The 17329-nt window shown below is 53.5% G+C and carries 15 protein-coding genes; 13 read left to right on the plus strand and 2 right to left on the minus strand.

The features are described 5' to 3' along the window. Positions 1–1569: a 2-isopropylmalate synthase gene (leuA, locus tag PMPD1_RS04335; protein ID WP_173632886.1), complete on the minus strand. Its 1569-nt coding sequence runs from the start codon at positions 1567–1569 to the stop codon at positions 1–3. 108 nt (positions 1570–1677) lie between these two features. Further along, positions 1678–1761 carry a leu operon leader peptide gene (gene leuL, locus PMPD1_RS04340; RefSeq protein ID WP_173636111.1) on the minus strand — a complete coding sequence of 28 codons (84 nt, stop codon included), beginning with the start codon at positions 1759–1761 and terminating at the stop codon, positions 1678–1680. Positions 1762–2340: 579 nt separating this feature from the next. Between leuL and ilvI the strand changes: the two genes are divergently transcribed. The 13 genes from ilvI (at position 2341) to murG (ending at position 17319) form a co-directional block, all read left to right on the plus strand. Then, a complete protein-coding gene (ilvI, locus tag PMPD1_RS04345; protein WP_173632887.1) occupies positions 2341–4065 on the plus strand; it encodes an acetolactate synthase 3 large subunit in 1725 nt (574 codons plus the stop codon). Positions 4066–4067: 2 nt separating this feature from the next. Further along, the gene (gene ilvN / locus PMPD1_RS04350) at positions 4068–4559 is read left to right on the plus strand and encodes an acetolactate synthase small subunit (RefSeq protein WP_173632888.1); all 492 of its coding nucleotides are present in this window, start codon (positions 4068–4070) and stop codon (positions 4557–4559) included. A 195-nt stretch (positions 4560–4754) separates the two neighbouring features. Beyond that, positions 4755–5765 (plus strand): catabolite repressor/activator, encoded by a 1011-nt coding sequence (gene cra, locus PMPD1_RS04355; protein WP_173632889.1) that lies wholly within the window; start codon positions 4755–4757, stop codon positions 5763–5765. Positions 5766–6302: 537 nt separating this feature from the next. Next, positions 6303–6761: a division/cell wall cluster transcriptional repressor MraZ gene (gene mraZ, locus PMPD1_RS04360; protein WP_173632890.1), complete on the plus strand. Its 459-nt coding sequence runs from the start codon at positions 6303–6305 to the stop codon at positions 6759–6761. Positions 6762–6764: 3 nt separating this feature from the next. Continuing rightward, the gene (gene rsmH, locus PMPD1_RS04365; RefSeq protein WP_173632891.1) at positions 6765–7706 is read left to right on the plus strand and encodes a 16S rRNA (cytosine(1402)-N(4))-methyltransferase RsmH; all 942 of its coding nucleotides are present in this window, start codon (positions 6765–6767) and stop codon (positions 7704–7706) included. Next, a complete protein-coding gene (gene ftsL, locus PMPD1_RS04370) occupies positions 7703–8023 on the plus strand; it encodes a cell division protein FtsL (RefSeq protein WP_173632892.1) in 321 nt (106 codons plus the stop codon). Before rsmH ends, ftsL begins: the two co-directional genes overlap by 4 nt. A gap of 15 nt (positions 8024–8038) precedes the next feature. After that, the gene (locus PMPD1_RS04375) at positions 8039–9805 is read left to right on the plus strand and encodes a peptidoglycan glycosyltransferase FtsI (RefSeq protein WP_173632893.1); all 1767 of its coding nucleotides are present in this window, start codon (positions 8039–8041) and stop codon (positions 9803–9805) included. After that, positions 9792–11279, plus strand: coding sequence for a UDP-N-acetylmuramoyl-L-alanyl-D-glutamate--2,6-diaminopimelate ligase (gene murE / locus PMPD1_RS04380; protein WP_173632894.1), 1488 nt, complete (start codon positions 9792–9794; stop codon positions 11277–11279). Before PMPD1_RS04375 ends, murE begins: the two co-directional genes overlap by 14 nt. Further along, positions 11276–12637 (plus strand): UDP-N-acetylmuramoyl-tripeptide--D-alanyl-D-alanine ligase, encoded by a 1362-nt coding sequence (murF, locus tag PMPD1_RS04385; protein ID WP_173632895.1) that lies wholly within the window; start codon positions 11276–11278, stop codon positions 12635–12637. The genes murE and murF overlap by 4 nt, the downstream gene beginning before the upstream one ends. Next, positions 12631–13713, plus strand: coding sequence for a phospho-N-acetylmuramoyl-pentapeptide-transferase (gene mraY / locus PMPD1_RS04390; protein WP_173632896.1), 1083 nt, complete (start codon positions 12631–12633; stop codon positions 13711–13713). The genes murF and mraY overlap by 7 nt, the downstream gene beginning before the upstream one ends. Before the next feature lie 2 nt (positions 13714–13715). Beyond that, positions 13716–15029, plus strand: a complete 1314-nt coding sequence (murD, locus tag PMPD1_RS04395) for a UDP-N-acetylmuramoyl-L-alanine--D-glutamate ligase (RefSeq protein WP_173632897.1) — start codon at positions 13716–13718, stop codon at positions 15027–15029. Further along, the gene (ftsW, locus tag PMPD1_RS04400; RefSeq protein ID WP_173632898.1) at positions 15029–16243 is read left to right on the plus strand and encodes a cell division protein FtsW; all 1215 of its coding nucleotides are present in this window, start codon (positions 15029–15031) and stop codon (positions 16241–16243) included. The genes murD and ftsW overlap by 1 nt, the downstream gene beginning before the upstream one ends. Further along, positions 16240–17319, plus strand: a complete 1080-nt coding sequence (murG, locus tag PMPD1_RS04405; RefSeq protein ID WP_173632899.1) for an undecaprenyldiphospho-muramoylpentapeptide beta-N-acetylglucosaminyltransferase — start codon at positions 16240–16242, stop codon at positions 17317–17319. Before ftsW ends, murG begins: the two co-directional genes overlap by 4 nt. The last annotated feature ends 10 nt before the right edge of the window (positions 17320–17329 follow it).

Below are 17329 nucleotides of genomic sequence, written 5' to 3' on the forward strand. Positions count from 1 at the left end.
TCACACCGTTTCCTTTTGCTCTTTGCTCATCGATTTACGTTGTAATTCTTGCTCAACCTGCTTCGCGCGCCAGATGTTATTCAAGGCGTTGATCATGGCTTTCGCCGAGGATTCGACGATGTCAGTGGCTAATCCGACGCCGTGGAATTTACGATTATTGTAATTCACCACAATGTCTACCTGGCCCAGCGCATCTTTACCATGACCTTTAGCGGTTAATTGGTATTTCACCAGCTCAATATCAAAATCAGTAATACGGTTGATGGCTTGATAAACCGCATCCACCGGACCGTTACCGGTTGCTGCCTCAGACTTAATGGTTTCGCCGCAGCCCAGATTGACTGAGGCGGTCGCCGTAATGGTAGAACCGGACTGCACGTTAAAGTCTTTTAACTGGAAGTGTTCTGGCTCTTCATTCTGTTTATTAATAAACGCCAGCGCTTCCAGATCATAATCAAAAACCTGGCCTTTTTTATCCGCCAGTTTCAGGAAGGCGTCATACAGCGCATCCATACTGTAATCACTCTCTTTATAACCCATCTCTTCCATACGGTGTTTTACCGCAGCCCGGCCAGAGCGCGAGGTCAGGTTCAACTGTACCTGGTTCAGACCGATGGATTCCGGCGTCATGATTTCGTAGTTTTCACGATTTTTCAGCACGCCATCCTGATGGATACCCGATGAGTGCGCGAAGGCATTAGAACCGACCACCGCTTTGTTGGCCGGGATCGGCATATTGCAGATCTGACTTACGATTTGGCTGGTGCGATAAATTTCCTGATGATGAGTGTTGGTGTGTACATTCATCATTTGGCTGCGGGTTTTAATCGCCATAATCACTTCTTCCAGCGCACAGTTACCGGCACGCTCGCCCAAACCGTTCAAGGTTCCTTCAACCTGACGCGCGCCAGCCTGCACTGCCGCAACAGCATTGCCGACCGCCATACCCAAATCATCGTGGGTATGCACAGACAAAATCGCTTTATCGATATTCGGAACACGGTCAATCAGGCTGGAGATAATATTGCTGTATTCGTGGGGCAGGGTATAACCGACGGTATCAGGGATATTGATGGTGGTCGCGCCAGCATTAATTGCGGCTTCCACCACACGACACAGATCGTCGATTGGCGTACGACCGCCATCTTCACAAGAAAACTCGACATCATCGGTATAGTTGCGTGCGCGTTTGACCATGCGTACTGCGCGGTCAATAACTTCAGGCAGAGTGCTACGCAGTTTGGTGGCGATATGCATCGGCGACGTTGCCAGGAAGGTATGGATACGATAAGCATCAGCAACGCGCAGCGCTTCATACGCGGCGTCGATATCTTTTTCCACGCAACGCGCCAGGCCGCAGACCCGGCTGTTTTTAATGGTGCGGGCAATGGTTTGAACGGATTCGAAATCGCCAGGCGAGGAGACAGGGAAACCGACTTCCATCACGTCAATCCCCATGCGCTCCAGCGCCAGGGCGATTTGCAGTTTTTCTTTAACACTCAGGCTGGCCTGCAGGGCCTGTTCACCGTCGCGCAGAGTGGTATCGAAAATAATGACTTGTTGGCTCATCGTATTCTTCCTTCCGGTTTTTGGCTGTACGCTAATTTCATTTCGCCGTGCAACGAGCATAAAAAAACCCGCGCATTGGCGCGGGTTTTTAAGATTTGCAAGCTCGAATCAGTGATTGATTCCGCCCACACGTCTACCGCGCAAACAGGATGCGTTTAGTAGTAGACCTAGTAGGCGGTTAGAACGAATCATTGAATCAAACTCCGATAAATTCTTGTGTGGCTATTATTGGTACTTGATTCGATAAGGGATGTCAACCCCACGCGGCGCCACGAGGATAAGGGCGCTGGGTAAGCCTGCAGAGGCTTACGCCAGCTAAGTAATAATGGGCAGAATATATGCCTGAAAAATACCGAAGGTTTGAAATGCTGGTCTTTTGTTACAGGGATGAAAAAATAAATTAACGCTCATATCACACCATTATTATTTGAAGGCGTAGAATAAATCGCTGTCGTTTAGCTACCGTTTTAGTGTATTTACGCTTTCAGCGCCGATTCTTTTAGACGCTTTCATTAAGCATGGCGCGCTCCGATAAATTTTTGCGGTTTGCCTGCCAACTTTTCTGCGGTTATGGTAATCCATCAAATCCTATGAAAAAAATCACTAAGGGCTTTACGACCCTGTACCTGGGCGCGGAAGTTATTTCCCTAACCCGAGCATAAAACACGAAAGTGAGCGTCCGAGCGGTTGCCGCAGCGGTATGACGATCCTGTGCCAGGCGTCGCGCCGCTGACCCGTCATCGGAACAGAACAGCAAGCCTGGAGGCAAAAATGGAGATGTTGTCAGGAGCCGAGATGCTCGTCCGATCGTTGATCGATCAAGGTGTTAAACATGTATTTGGTTATCCGGGCGGAGCGGTACTGGATATTTACGACGCACTACAAACGGTAGGCGGTATTGACCATGTGCTAGTGCGCCATGAACAGGGCGCGGTGCATATGGCTGACGGCTATGCGCGCGCTACCGGCGAAACCGGTGTGGTACTGGTCACCTCAGGGCCGGGCGCGACCAATGCCATTACCGGCATTGCCACTGCCTATATGGACTCCATTCCGATGGTGGTACTCTCCGGGCAAGTCGCTTCATCGCTGATTGGCTACGATGCTTTCCAGGAGTGTGACATGGTGGGGATCTCCCGCCCGGTGGTAAAACACAGCTTCCTGGTTAAACAGACAGAAGATATTCCGGCGACGATTAAAAAGGCGTTCTGGCTCGCGTCTACCGGGCGTCCTGGCCCGGTCGTTATTGATTTACCGAAAGATATTCTTAACCCGGCCAACAAGCTACCGTACAGTTGGCCGGAATCGGTCAGTATGCGTTCTTATAATCCAACCACCCAGGGCCATAAGGGGCAGATTAAGCGTGCGTTGCAGACACTGCTGGCGGCGGAAAAACCGATTATTTATGCCGGTGGCGGGGTGATTAACGCCGAATGCCACGATGAGTTAAAGCAACTGGCCGAGAAGCTGAATGTGCCGGTGACAACCTCATTGATGGGATTGGGCGCCTTCCCAGGCACCCACCGCCAGTGTGTTGGCATGTTGGGTATGCATGGCACCTATGAAGCCAATATGGCGATGCATAATTCCGATGTGATTTTCGCCGTTGGGGTTCGTTTTGACGATCGCACTACCAACAATTTGGCGAAATATTGTCCGAATGCCACCGTGCTGCATATTGATATTGATCCGACCTCTATTTCGAAAACAGTGGCGGCAGATGTGCCGATCGTCGGCGATGCGAAGCACGTATTGCAGCAAATGCTGGAACTGTTGGGTGAGGGCGAAACCAAGCAAGACTTTGATGGCTTACGCGACTGGTGGCAGCGCATTGATGGCTGGCGCGCGCGTAAATGCCTGGAGTTCGATCGCAGCAGCGCGAAAATTAAACCGCAAGCGGTGGTAGAAACGATTTGGCGCTTAACCAAAGGCGAGGCGTATGTGGCGTCTGACGTTGGGCAGCATCAAATGTTTGCCGCGCTCTACTATTCATTTGATAAACCGCGTCGTTGGATTAACTCCGGCGGTCTCGGCACCATGGGCTTTGGCCTGCCTGCCGCGCTGGGCGTTAAGCTGGCGCTGCCGCAGGAAACCGTGGTGTGCGTGACCGGCGATGGCAGTATTCAAATGAATATTCAAGAGTTGTCTACCGCGTTGCAATACGGCTTACCGGTGTTAGTGCTCAACCTGAATAACCGTTACCTGGGCATGGTGAAGCAGTGGCAGGATATGATCTATTCCGGCCGTCATTCGCAGTCCTACATGGAATCACTGCCCGATTTTGTTCGGCTGGCAGAAGCTTATGGCCATGTGGGTATCGCGATTAACCATCCGGAAGAGCTGGAAGACAAGTTAACTCTCGCGCTGGAAGAGTTGGGCAAAGAGCGCCTGGTATTTGTCGACGTAACGGTGGATGGAACGGAGCACGTTTATCCGATGCAGATCCGTGGCGGCGGTATGGATGATATGTGGTTAAGCAAAACGGAGAGGACATAATTATGCGTCGTATTTTATCGGTCTTGCTGGAAAACGAATCCGGCGCATTGTCCCGTGTGGTTGGTTTGTTCTCACAGCGCGGCTATAACATCGAAAGCTTAACCGTCGCGCCAACCGATGATCCGACGCTATCGCGTATGACGATTCAAACCGTCGGTGATGAGAAAGTGTTGGAGCAGATTGAAAAGCAACTGCATAAGTTGGTGGATGTGTTACGCGTGAGCGAACTGGGGCAGGACTCGCACGTTGAGCGTGAAATTATGCTGGTGAAAGTGCAAGCCAGCGGCTATGGCCGGGAAGAGGTGAAGCGTAGCGCGGAAATTTTTCGCGGGCAGATCGTCGATGTGACGCCGACCCTGTACACGGTTCAGCTTGCGGGAACCAGCGATAAACTGGACGCGTTTTTGAACACCGTGCGCGAGGTCGCTGAAATTGTTGAAGTGGCGCGTTCCGGTATTGTCGGGGTGTCGCGCGGCGAGCGTATCATGCGGTAATAACGGTAACGTCTTCCTGCGTAAGTAAAAAACCCGGCGTTCCGCCGGGTTTTTTACTTTTGTCGGCCCGAAAGCGAGGCGGCGTAAAAGCGGTTGCCCGCCGCGCTTTTCTGCTGTTAGATGTAACAAATGTCTTATCCATGACTACCATGCGGCTATTTATTGTGCAGGTAGTCTCAGAAGTGTGGGGTTATTGTGAAACTGGATGAAATTGCGCGTCTTGCCGGCGTGTCGCGTACTACTGCCAGCTATGTAATTAACGGCAAAGCTAAGCAGTATCGTGTCAGCGACAAAACGGTTGAGAAGGTTATGTCCGTGGTACGTGAACATAATTACCATCCCAATGCGGTGGCGGCGGGGCTTCGGGCCGGACGTACGCGCTCTATTGGTCTGGTGATTCCCGACCTGGAAAACACCAGTTATACGCGCATCGCAAACTATCTCGAACGCCAGGCGCGGCAACGCGGTTATCAACTCTTGATCGCCTGCTCAGAGGATCAGCCGGACAACGAGATGCGTTGTATTGAACATCTTCTACAGCGCCAAGTGGATGCGATTATTGTCTCCACCTCGCTGCCGCCGGAGCATCCGTTTTATCAGCGTTGGATTAATGACCCGTTGCCGATTATCGCGCTCGACCGGGCGCTGGATCGCGAGCATTTTACCAGCGTGGTGGGCGCAGACCAGGATGATGCGCAAATGCTGGCTGCTGAACTGCGTCAACAATCGATAAAAAATGTGCTCTATCTCGGTGCGTTACCGGAGTTATCGGTGAGCTTTCTGCGTGAGATGGGGTTTCGTGAAGCCTGGAAAGGTGATGAACGCCCAATAGATTTTATTTACGCCAATAGCTTTGAACGTTCCGCCGCTGCCGCCTTATTCGAAACGTATCTGGAAGAACATCCCATGCCAGAGGCCTTGTTTACCACCTCGTTTGGGCTGTTGCAGGGCGTGATGGATGTGACATTGCGGCGCGAAGGTCGGTTGCCGTCGTCGTTGTCAATTGCCACCTTCGGCGACCATGAGTTACTCGATTTTCTGGAGTGCCCGGTACTGGCGGTCGCACAGCGTCACCGCGATGTGGCTGAACGCGTGTTGGAATTAGTGCTGGCCAGCCTGGATGAACCGCGTAAACCTAAACCGGGTTTAACTCGTATTCGTCGTAATTTGTATCGTCGCGGCAAATTAAGCCGCAATCAAGGCTAACCACCGGCGGCGTCAGCCGCCTTTTTTACATCTTTAAATATTTTTGCGTTGAAAATAACCACTCTAAAAAAGAGTGTTAGTTGTTTTCTTAAGATGCATTTTTACTACCAAATAAAAATGGTGAGTTAAATCCTTCGCTAACGTTTTCTATTCCATCATCATTTATTAATAGCGAGTTTTGTCAGCACGTAAAACAGGCTCCGCCCACGCCAGCCGGGCTGGGCAAGTACCAGGAAATACCTTAAAATGCAGCCCGCGTCGCAAAGTTGGCAGTGCAATTTATTGCCCTTTTTCAGGATATATTTGTTGCTGTGATACTGTTTACTCTGATTTTCTTGTCATTATTCATCGGCTTATTTTTTATTTATGTTTTAGGTGAGCTTTATTTTCTTCTCTTAGCTTCTTTCACTCCCCAAGAAATAATCTCTCTCAGCCCGCACTGCGGCTTGACAATGTTTTCCTCCGCTCCGTAAACTCTTTTGGTGGGAATTTGTGGTGGAAAGTGGTGAGAATGGGTAACTGAGGGGTGAGGCTGGCATGTTCCGTGGGGCAACATTAGTCAATCTCGACAGCAAAGGGCGGCTTGCCGTACCAACGCGTTACCGCGAAACGCTGGTTGAGGAGTCTCAAGGGCAAATGGTGTGTACCATTGACCTCCATCAGCCGTGCCTGCTGCTTTACACCTTGCCCGAGTGGGAAATCATCGAACAAAAGCTGTCTCGCTTGTCCAGCATGAACCCGGTTGAACGTCGCGTTCAGCGCCTGTTACTGGGGCATGCAAGCGAATGTCAGATGGATAATGCAGGCCGTCTGCTGCTGGCGAACACCTTGCGGCAGCATGCGAAACTAACAAAAGAAGTGATGCTGGTTGGGCAATTCAATAAGTTTGAGTTGTGGGATGAACAGACCTGGTATCAACAAGTTAAGGAAGATATTGACGCTGAACAGTCGGCTCGGGAACCGTTATCCGAGCGGTTGCAGGACTTGTCGCTATAGCTTATGCAGGAACATTTTAAACATACCACGGTGCTGTTGGATGAGGCGGTTAACGCGCTCAATATTCAAGAAGACGGCATCTATATTGATGGCACATTCGGGCGCGGCGGTCATTCGCGTTTGATCCTTTCGCAGCTGGGAGAACAAGGACGTCTGTATGCCATCGATCGCGATCCGCAAGCTATCGCCGCTGCCGCTGAGATTACCGATCCGCGTTTTACGATCATCCACGGCCCATTTTCCGAACTGGCTGGCTATATGGAAGAACGCGGTCTCACCGGCCAGGTTAACGGTATTTTGTTTGATCTTGGCGTCTCTTCGCCGCAGTTGGATGATGCCGAGCGCGGGTTTTCCTTTATGCGCGATGGCCCGCTGGATATGCGCATGGACCCCACGCGCGGTCTGTCCGCCGCCGCCTGGTTGCAACAGGCTGAAGAGAGCGATATCGCCTTTGTGTTAAAGACCTTTGGCGAGGAGCGGTTTGCTAAGCGTATCGCCCGCGCCATTGTTGAGCGGAACCGTGAACAGCCGATGACGCGTACCAAAGAACTGGCGGAGGTGATTTATGCCGCCACGCCGGTGAAGGACAAATTTAAGCATCCGGCAACGCGCAGCTTTCAGGCAATTCGCATCTGGGTGAATAGCGAGTTGGAAGAGATTGAACAGGCGCTGAAAGGCGCGTTAGCAGCACTGGCGCCGGCAGGGCGTTTATCGGTAATTAGCTTCCATTCGCTGGAAGATCGCATTGTGAAACGGTTTATGCGTGAGCAAAGCAGAGGGCCGCAGGTGCCTGCCGGTATTCCGATGACGGAAGCGCAGTTGAGCAAACTCGGCGGTCGCCAATTAAAAGCATTGGGCAAAATGATGCCGGGTGAAGAAGAAGTTGCCGATAACCCACGCGCACGCAGTTCAGTGTTACGCATAGCAGAAAGGACCGCGACATGATTGGAAACGAGCGGCACAACTTACCTGGCGTTATCGGCGGCGATTTGCTGCGCCACGGCAAGCTGGGGTTGCTGCTGCTGGTGGCGGTATTGGTTTCTGCCGTATTGGTGGTCACTACGGCGCATAAAACCCGTTTATTGACCGCGCAGCGTGAACAATTGGTGTTAGAGCGTGATGCGCTGGATATCGAATGGCGCAATTTGATTTTGGAAGAAAATGCCCTCGGCGACCATAGCCGGGTGGAGCGCACGGCGACAGAGAAGCTGCAAATGCAGCATGTCGATCCGGCACAGGAAAACATAGTGGTACAGCAATAAGGAACCACGGACTCAATGAGAGCCGCGACAAAAACGCTTAAATTGAAAAGACAGGAAGATCAAGCCAGCTTTGTAAGCTGGCGTTTTGCGTTGCTATGCGGCTGTATTTTCCTCGCGTTGGCGGGCTTGCTACTGCGCGTAGCGTATTTGCAGGTCATCAATCCTGACAAGCTGGTGCGTGAGGGCGATATGCGCTCCTTGCGCGTCCAGTCTATTCCTACCGCCCGCGGCATGATCAGCGATCGTGCCGGTAGGCCGCTGGCGGTTAGCGTGCCGGTAAACGCCATCTGGGCCGATCCCAAAGAGCTGAATGATCGCGGCGGGATCACGCTGGATAGCCGTTGGAAAGCATTGTCCGATGCGCTCTCCATCCCACTTGATCAACTCTCTTCCCGGGTTAACGCTAACCCTAAAGGGCGCTTTGTTTATCTGGCCCGGCAGGTCAATCCGGCGATTGGCGACTACATCAAAAAACTGAAACTGCCCGGTATCCACCTACGCGAAGAATCACGCCGTTACTATCCCGCCGGACAAGTGACCTCCCATCTGATCGGCTTCACCAATATTGATGGTCAGGGCATTGAAGGGGTGGAAAAAAGCTTCGATAAATGGCTGACCGGACAGCCGGGTGAACGTACGGTACGGAAAGACCGCTATGGCCGGGTGATTGAGGATATCTCTTCAGTAGACAGCCAGGCGGCTCATAACCTCGCATTAAGTATTGATGAGCGGCTACAAGCGCTGGTTTATCGCGAATTGAATAACGCGGTCGCCTTCAACAAGGCAGAGTCTGGCACCGCAGTTTTGGTAGACGTAAACACCGGTGAAGTGTTGGCGATGGCAAATAGCCCAGCTTATAACCCGAATAACCTCAGCAACACGCCAAAAGAGGTGATGCGTAACCGGGCGATTACCGACATTTTCGAGCCAGGTTCCACGGTGAAGCCGATGGTGGTAATGACTGCGCTTCAGCGCGGCGTGGTGAGAGAAAACACCGTGTTGAATACCGTTCCGTACCGTGTCAATGGTCATGAGATCAAGGATGTGGGGCGCTACAACGAATTGACCCTTACCGGGGTGCTACAGAAGTCGAGTAACGTTGGTGTTTCAAAGCTAGCGTTAGCGATGCCATCCTCAGCGTTAGTAGATACTTACTCACGTTTTGGACTGGGAAAACCGACCAATTTGGGGCTGGTCGGGGAAAGCAGTGGCTTATACCCTCAAAAACAACGGTGGTCTGACATAGAGAGGGCCACCTTCTCTTTCGGCTATGGGCTAATGGTAACGCCGTTACAGTTAGCGCGAGTCTACGCAACCATTGGCAGCTATGGCATCTATCGTCCGCTGTCGATAACCAAAGTTGATCCGCCTGTTGCAGGCGAACGCGCTTTCCCGGAATCACTGGTAAAAACCGTGGTGCATATGATGGAAAGCGTGGCATTGCCCGGCGGCGGCGGGGTGAAAGCGGCGATTAAGGGATACCGAATCGCTATCAAAACCGGTACGGCGAAAAAAGTTGGCCCTGATGGGCGCTACGTAAATAAATATATCGCTTACACCGCCGGCGTTGCGCCTGCCAGCCATCCACGCTTTGCTTTGGTGGTGGTGATTAACGACCCGCAGGCAGGGAAGTATTACGGTGGCGCGGTGTCCGCACCGGTCTTCGGCGCCATTATGGGCGGCGTGCTGCGTACCATGAATATTGAACCGGATGCATTGCCAACCAGTGATAAGAACGAGATGGTAATTAACAGAAATGAGGAATCAAGTGACAGATCGTAATTTGCGCGACTTACTGGCCCCGTGGGTGCCTGGCGCGCCGGAGCGGGCGCTCCGTGAAATGATACTGGACAGCCGTTCGGCGGCGTCTGGCGATCTGTTTGTGGCGGTTGCGGGGCACCAGGTCGACGGGCGCCGTTTTATTCCTCAGGCTATTGCACAAGGGGTTGCCGCTGTGGTGGCGGAGGCCGAAGGCGTAGCGCGCGATGGCGATATTACTGAAATGCATGGTGTGCCGGTTATCTGGCTGGCGCAATTGCCGCAACGTTTATCTGCATTAGCCGGGCGTTTTTATCAGCAACCGGGTGAAAAGCTACGTTTGATTGGCGTTACCGGTACTAACGGTAAAACCACCACCACCCAACTGTTAGCGCAGTGGGCCAATTTACTGGGCGAGACCGGTGCGGTGATGGGGACGGTGGGCAATGGTTTATACGGCCATTTAGTGACTACCGAAAATACCACCGGTTCCGCTGTTGATGTGCAACATGTGTTAAGCGGTCTGGTTGAGCAGGGCGCTCAGCTTACGGCAATGGAAGTTTCCTCCCATGGGCTGGTGCAACATCGCGTGGCTGCACTGCCGTTTGCCGCGGCGGTGTTTACTAATTTAAGCCGTGACCATCTCGATTATCACGGCGATATGGCACGTTATGAGGCGGCGAAATGGCTGCTGTTTTCCGAGCATCAGGTCGGACAGGCGATCATTAACGCCGATGATGAGGTTGGGCGCCGTTGGCTGGAGAACCTGCCGGATGCGGTGGCGGTGACCATGGAAAATAATCTTCAGCCAGGTTGCCATGGTCGTTGGCTGAAAATGACCCATGTCGATTATCACGATAACGGCGCGACCCTGGCTTTTGAATCCAGTTGGGGTCATGGCGAAATTGATAGCCGCCTGATGGGCGCATTTAACGTCAGTAATCTATTGCTGGCGCTCGCTACGTTGCTGGCGTTGGGGTATCCGCTCGATAAATTGATGGCTACCGCTCATCAACTCCAGCCGGTTTGCGGGCGAATGGAAGTGTTTAGCGCGGCGAATAAGCCGACGGTGGTGGTGGATTATGCCCACACGCCGGATGCGCTGGAGAAAGCGTTGGAAGCGGCGCGTCTTCATTGTAAGGGCCAGTTATGGTGCGTGTTTGGCTGCGGCGGTGACCGTGATAAAGGCAAACGTCCGTTAATGGGCGCCATTGCTGAACAATTCTCCGATGTGGTGATGGTGACCGATGATAATCCGCGCAGCGAAGATCCGGCGGCGATTGTTGCCGATATTTTGAGTGGGCTGCTGGATCCCGGTCGGGCGCGCGTTGTCGCCGGGCGTGCGCAAGCGGTCACTAACGCCATTATGCAGGCGAAACCTGACGATATTGTGCTGGTAGCCGGTAAAGGCCATGAAGATTATCAAATTGTAGGTAACCGTCGCCTTGATTATTCCGACCGTGTGACGGTCGCGCGGTTATTGGGGGTGATGGCATGATCGCTTTCTCCTTACGCACGCTGGCGGAGATTACCGGCGGTAAGCTGGTTGGCAGCGATCTGACGATTGCTGATGTGGCCACGGATACACGCAAGGTTAGCGCGGGCGGTCTATTTATTGCCTTGATCGGCGAACGCTTCGACGCGCACGACTTTGTGGGTGATGCAATTGCGGCGGGAGCCTCCGCACTATTAGTGAGTAAGCACTTGCAAGTCGCAGTTCCGCAAGTGGTAGTAAAAGATACGCGTATCGCGTTGGGCAAGTTGGGAGCTTGGGTGCGTCAGCAAGTACCCACTCGCGTAGTGGCGCTAACGGGCTCATCCGGTAAAACCTCGGTCAAAGAGATGACCGCCGCCATCTTACGCCAGTGTGGTGAAACGCTGTATACCGCCGGAAACCTGAATAACGATATCGGGGTGCCGCTTACCCTGTTGCGGTTAACGCGTGAGCATCAATACGCGGTGATTGAGCTGGGCGCTAATCATCAAGGTGAAATCGCCTGGACGACGGATTTAACCCGCCCGGAAAGCGCGCTGGTCAATAATCTGGCGGCGGCGCATTTGGAAGGTTTCGGTTCGCTGGCAGGCGTAGCGAAAGCGAAAGGTGAGATTTTTGAAGGGTTACCGGTGCACGGTACCGCCATTATTAACGCCGCCAGCAATGACTGGCCGCACTGGCAGCAGCATCTCCAGCATAAAACCGTATGGCGTTTTTCTGCGGAACCATCAACGGATAGCGATTTCTACGCCAGCGAGGTGCAGGTGAGCGCGGCAGGAACCCGCTTTACGCTTCACACGCCGAAAGGGCAGGTTGCCGTAACGTTGCCATTGCCTGGGCGTCATAACATTGCCAATGCGTTGGCCGCCGCAGCGCTGGCGCTCTCGGTTGAGGCGCCTTTAGAGGCGGTTAAGCAGGGTTTAGCGACGCTGAAAGCCGTTCCGGGGCGTCTATTTCCGATTCCGTTAGCACAAGACAAATTACTGCTGGATGACAGCTACAACGCCAACGTGGGGTCAATGACAGCCGCCGCACAGGTATTGGCCGATATGCCGGGCTACCGGGTAATGGTCGTCGGTGATATGGCTGAACTGGGCGATGAAGCGGAAGAGTGTCATCGGGAAGTCGGTGAGGCAGCGCGTTTGGCTGGTATCGATAAAGTCCTCAGCGTGGGTGAGCTGAGTAAAACCCTTAGCCACGCCAGCGGCGTTGGCGAACATTTCACCGATAAACCGGCGCTCGTGGAACGTTTGCGAGGGCTGTTGTCGGAACACACAGTCATCACGGTATTAGTTAAAGGTTCTCGTAGTGCCGCCATGGAGCAGGTAGTACAAACCTTACAGGAGAAAGGAACATGTTAGTCTGGCTGGCCGAACATTTGGTCGCTTTTTATTCTGGCTTTAACGTCTTTTCTTATTTGACGTTTCGCGCCATCGTCAGCCTGCTGACCGCCCTGTTTATCTCCTTGTGGATGGGGCCGCGCCTGATTGCGTGGCTACAAAAATTACAAATTGGTCAGGTAGTGCGTAACGACGGCCCGGAGTCGCATTTCAGTAAACGCGGCACGCCAACCATGGGGGGGATCATGATCCTGACCTCCATCACCATTTCGGTGCTGATGTGGGCTTATCCTTCGAACCCGTACGTATGGTGCGTTCTGGTGGTGTTGGTGGGCTTCGGCGTCATTGGTTTCGTCGATGATTATCGCAAGGTCGTCCGTAAGGATACCAAAGGGTTGATTGCCCGCTGGAAATACTTCTGGATGTCGGTGATTTCACTGGGCGTTGCGTTCGGCCTGTATGCCGCCGGGAAAGGGACACCTGCAACCCAGTTAGTGGTGCCTTTTTTCAAAGACGTTATGCCGCAACTCGGCCTGTTTTATGTGGTGCTGGCCTACTTTGTGATTGTCGGAACCGGGAACGCAGTGAATCTGACCGATGGTCTGGACGGTTTGGCGATTATGCCAACGGTCTTCGTTGCCGCCGGGTTTGCATTGGTCGCTTGGGCAACCGGTAACATGAACTTTGCCGGTTATCTGCATATTCCGTATTTGCGGCATGCCGGTGAACTGGTGATCGTTTGCACCGCCATCGTCGGCGCCGGATTAGGTTTTTTATGGTTTAACACCTATCCGGCTCAGGTGTTTATGGGCGATGTTGGTTCGCTGGCACTGGGGGGCGCATTAGGCACCATCGCGGTTCTGCTGCGTCAGGAATTTTTGCTGGTGATTATGGGCGGCGTATTTGTGGTTGAAACGCTGTCGGTCATTTTGCAGGTGGGGTCGTTTAAGTTACGCGGGCAACGTATTTTCCGCATGGCGCCTATCCATCACCACTACGAATTGAAGGGCTGGCCGGAACCCCGCGTTATTGTGCGGTTCTGGATTATTTCGCTGATGCTGGTGCTCATTGGCCTGGCGACGCTGAAGGTACGTTAATTATGGCTGACTATCAGGGTAGAAAAGTTGTCATCATCGGGTTGGGCCTGACCGGGCTCTCCTGTGTTGATTTCTTTTTAACGCAGGGCGTCTCGCCCCGCGTGATGGATACCCGACTGTCGCCGCCGGGTCTGGAACAGTTGCCGGAGAGCGTAGAACGCCATCTTGGCGGCCTGAATGACGCCTGGCTGATGGCGGCAGATTTGATTGTTGCCAGCCCGGGTATTGCTTTGGCGCATCCTGCGTTACTGGAGGCTTCCGCCGCCGGTATCGAAATTGTGGGTGATATCGAGTTGTTTTGCCGTGAGGCACAGGCGCCGATTATCGCCATCACCGGTTCTAACGGGAAAAGTACCGTCACGACGCTGGTGGGAGAGATGGCAAAGGCGGCAGGTTGGGCGGTCGGTATCGGCGGCAATATTGGTTTACCGGCGTTGACGTTGTTGAAACACCCCGCACAGATTTATGTGTTGGAGTTGTCCAGCTTCCAACTGGAAACTACTCACAGCCTGCAGGCGGTAGCCGCCACTATCCTCAACGTGACAGAGGATCATATGGATCGCTACCCGCTCGGGATGCAGCAGTATCGCGCGGCAAAATTGCGAATTTACGAAGCCGCGCAGGTGTGTGTGGTCAATGCGGACGATGCGTTAACCATGCCAATCCGTGGCGCGGATAAACGGTGTGTTAGTTTCGGCGTTGATGTGGGTGATTATCACCTCAATCGCCAGCAAGGTAGCGTGTGGTTGCGTGTTAACGGCGAGAAAGTCTTAAACACCGACGAGATGACGCTGGTTGGTCAACATAATTATACCAATGCGCTTGCCGCGTTGGCGCTGGCGGATGCGGCAGGGTTACCGCGCGCCAGTAGCCTGAAAGCGTTAACCACCTTCACCGGCCTGCCGCATCGCTTCCAGTTGGCGTGGGAGCATAACGGTGTGCGCTGGGTTAATGATTCGAAAGCCACTAACGTCGGCAGCACGGAAGCGGCATTAAAGGGTTTGCGGGTCAAAGGTACGCTGTGGCTGCTGTTGGGCGGCGATGGCAAATCCGCCGATTTCAGCCCGCTGGCGCAATATGTGCAAGGTGAGCAGATTCGTTTGTACTGCTTCGGGCGTGACGGCGCGGCATTGGCGGCGTTGCGCGATAATGCGGTGCAAACCGAAACCCTGCAACAGGCGATGGAGCAGATTGCGGCGCAGGTGCAGCCCGGTGACATGGTGTTATTGTCGCCCGCTTGTGCCAGCCTCGATCAGTTCCGTAATTTTGAACAGCGCGGAGATAGTTTTGCGCAACTGGCTAAGGAGCTCGGCTAATGCGATTTCCGGGTCTGAGCCTGGCAGGCGGCGCGACATCACGTCTACGAGACTGGGTGATGGGATCGCGGGAAAGTGACAGCACCAGTATGGTGCTGTATGACCGCACGTTGTTATGGCTGACCTTAGGGCTGGCGATCATCGGTTTCGTGATGGTGACCTCGGCCTCGATGCCGGTCGGGCAACGTCTATCTGACGACCCGTTTTATTTCGCCAAACGCGATGCGTTTTATCTGGCGTTAGCCTTAGGCATCGCATTGGTCACACTGCGCGTGCCAATGGATTTTTGGCAACGCTATAGCAACGTCATGCTGCTGGCGTCGGTAGTGATGTTGTTGATTGTGTTGGTGGTGGGGAGCTCGGTTAACGGTGCTTCGCGTTGGATTGCATTAGGGCCGTTGCGTATTCAGCCTGCGGAACTCTCAAAGCTCTCCCTGTTTTGCTATCTCGCCAGCTACCTGGTGCGCAAAGTGGAAGAAGTGCGAAATAACTTCTGGGGCTTCTGTAAACCAATGGGCGTGATGGTGGTATTGGCGGTGTTACTGCTGGCGCAGCCTGACCTCGGTACAGTGGTTGTGCTGTTTGTCACCACGCTGGCAATGCTATTTCTTGCCGGCGCCAAGCTCTGGCAGTTCTTGGCGATTATCGGTTCCGGCGTGTTCGCGGTGATCTTGCTGATTATCGCTGAACCTTACCGTATGCGGCGTGTGACCTCGTTCTGGGATCCCTGGGAAGATCCGTTTGGCAGTGGTTACCAGTTAACGCAATCGTTGATGGCGTTTGGTCGCGGCGAGTTTTGGGGGCAAGGGCTGGGTAACTCAGTACAAAAACTGGAGTATTTACCGGAAGCGCACACTGACTTCATTTTCTCGATTATCGGCGAGGAACTCGGGTTTATCGGTGTGGTTTTAGCCTTGTTAATGGTATTCTTCGTCGCTTTTCGTGCTATGTCCATCGGACGTCGCGCATTGGAGCTTGATCAACGCTTTTCGGGCTTTTTGGCCTGTTCAATTGGCGTTTGGTTCAGTTTCCAGGCATTGGTGAATGTTGGCGCGGCGGCGGGGATGTTGCCAACCAAAGGGTTAACGCTGCCATTAATCAGTTACGGTGGTTCCAGTTTGATCATTATGTCGACGGCCATCGTGTTTTTGTTACGTATAGATTATGAAACACGTTTAGCGAAGGCGCAGGCGTTTACCCGAGGTGCCCGATGAGTGGAAAGCGGCTGATGGTGATGGCAGGCGGAACCGGCGGACATGTGTTCCCTGGGTTAGCCGTGGCGCACCATCTGATGGAGCAAGGCTGGCAAGTTCGCTGGCTGGGCACCGCCGATCGTATGGAAGCGGATTTAGTGCCGAAACATGGCATTGAGATCGATTTTATTCGCATTAGCGGCCTACGTGGCAAGGGGCTGAAGGCGATGCTGGCGGCGCCAGCGCGTATCTTTACGGCTTGGCGCCAGGCGCGCGCCATCATCAAGGCGTATCGACCTGATGTGGTGCTGGGGATGGGCGGCTATGTTTCCGGTCCCGGTGGCCTCGCCGCATGGAGCTGTGGGGTGCCGGTGGTTCTGCACGAACAAAATGGCATTGCCGGTCTGACGAATAAATGGCTGGCGAAAATCGCCACCAAGGTGCTACAGGCCTTTCCGGGCGCTTTTCCTCATGCTGAGGTGGTTGGCAACCCGGTGCGTAATGATGTCTTAGCCCTGCCGTTGCCGGCGCAACGTTTGGCCGGGCGTGAAGGGCCGGTTCGCGTATTAGTGATTGGCGGTAGCCAGGGCGCACGGGTATTGAACCAGACGTTGCCGCAGGTCGCGGCGCAGTTAGGCGGCACTATTACGCTGTGGCATCAGGTAGGGAAGGGCGCGTTGGACAGCGTGCTACAGGCTTATCGGGATGTTGGGCAAACGCAACATAACATTGTTGAATTTATTGATGATATGGCAGCAGCGTACGCGTGGGCTGATGTGGTGGTGTGCCGTTCAGGCGCATTAACCGTGAGCGAAGTGGCTGCCGCAGGATTACCGGCGATTTTTGTGCCGTTCCAGCATAAAGATCGTCAACAGTATTGGAATGCGCTGCCGTTGGAAAAAGCCGGTGCGGCGAAGATTTTCGAACAACCGCAATTTACCGCTCAGTCGGTAGTGGAGACGCTGACACGTTGGGATCGACCAACGTTGTTGGCGATGGCGGAAAAAGCGCGCGCGGTAGCGATTCCTGATGCAACGCAGCGCGTAGCGGCAGTGGTAGAGGCTAGCGCGCTAACAGAATTAAAGAACCGGTACTGATGTACCAACA

This window comes from Paramixta manurensis (assembly GCF_013285385.1).
Taxonomy (GTDB): Bacteria; Pseudomonadota; Gammaproteobacteria; order Enterobacterales; family Enterobacteriaceae; genus Paramixta; species Paramixta manurensis.

Excerpts from the sequence above, each read along its gene's own strand:
- ftsW (WP_173632898.1), top strand. The coding sequence starts at position 15,029 with ATGCGATTTCCGGGTCTGAGCCTGGCAGGCGGCGCGACATCACGTCTA.
- murD (WP_173632897.1), top strand. The coding sequence starts at position 13,716 with ATGGCTGACTATCAGGGTAGAAAAGTTGTCATCATCGGGTTGGGCCTG.
- mraZ (WP_173632890.1), top strand. The coding sequence starts at position 6,303 with ATGTTCCGTGGGGCAACATTAGTCAATCTCGACAGCAAAGGGCGGCTT.
- murF (WP_173632895.1), top strand. The coding sequence starts at position 11,276 with ATGATCGCTTTCTCCTTACGCACGCTGGCGGAGATTACCGGCGGTAAG.
- leuA (WP_173632886.1), bottom strand. The coding sequence starts at position 1,569 with ATGAGCCAACAAGTCATTATTTTCGATACCACTCTGCGCGACGGTGAA.
- rsmH (WP_173632891.1), top strand. The coding sequence starts at position 6,765 with ATGCAGGAACATTTTAAACATACCACGGTGCTGTTGGATGAGGCGGTT.
- PMPD1_RS04375 (WP_173632893.1), top strand. The coding sequence starts at position 8,039 with ATGAGAGCCGCGACAAAAACGCTTAAATTGAAAAGACAGGAAGATCAA.
- ftsL (WP_173632892.1), top strand. The coding sequence starts at position 7,703 with ATGATTGGAAACGAGCGGCACAACTTACCTGGCGTTATCGGCGGCGAT.
- leuL (WP_173636111.1), bottom strand. The coding sequence starts at position 1,761 with ATGATTCGTTCTAACCGCCTACTAGGTCTACTACTAAACGCATCCTGT.
- mraY (WP_173632896.1), top strand. The coding sequence starts at position 12,631 with ATGTTAGTCTGGCTGGCCGAACATTTGGTCGCTTTTTATTCTGGCTTT.
- murG (WP_173632899.1), top strand. The coding sequence starts at position 16,240 with ATGAGTGGAAAGCGGCTGATGGTGATGGCAGGCGGAACCGGCGGACAT.
- ilvN (WP_173632888.1), top strand. The coding sequence starts at position 4,068 with ATGCGTCGTATTTTATCGGTCTTGCTGGAAAACGAATCCGGCGCATTG.
- ilvI (WP_173632887.1), top strand. The coding sequence starts at position 2,341 with ATGGAGATGTTGTCAGGAGCCGAGATGCTCGTCCGATCGTTGATCGAT.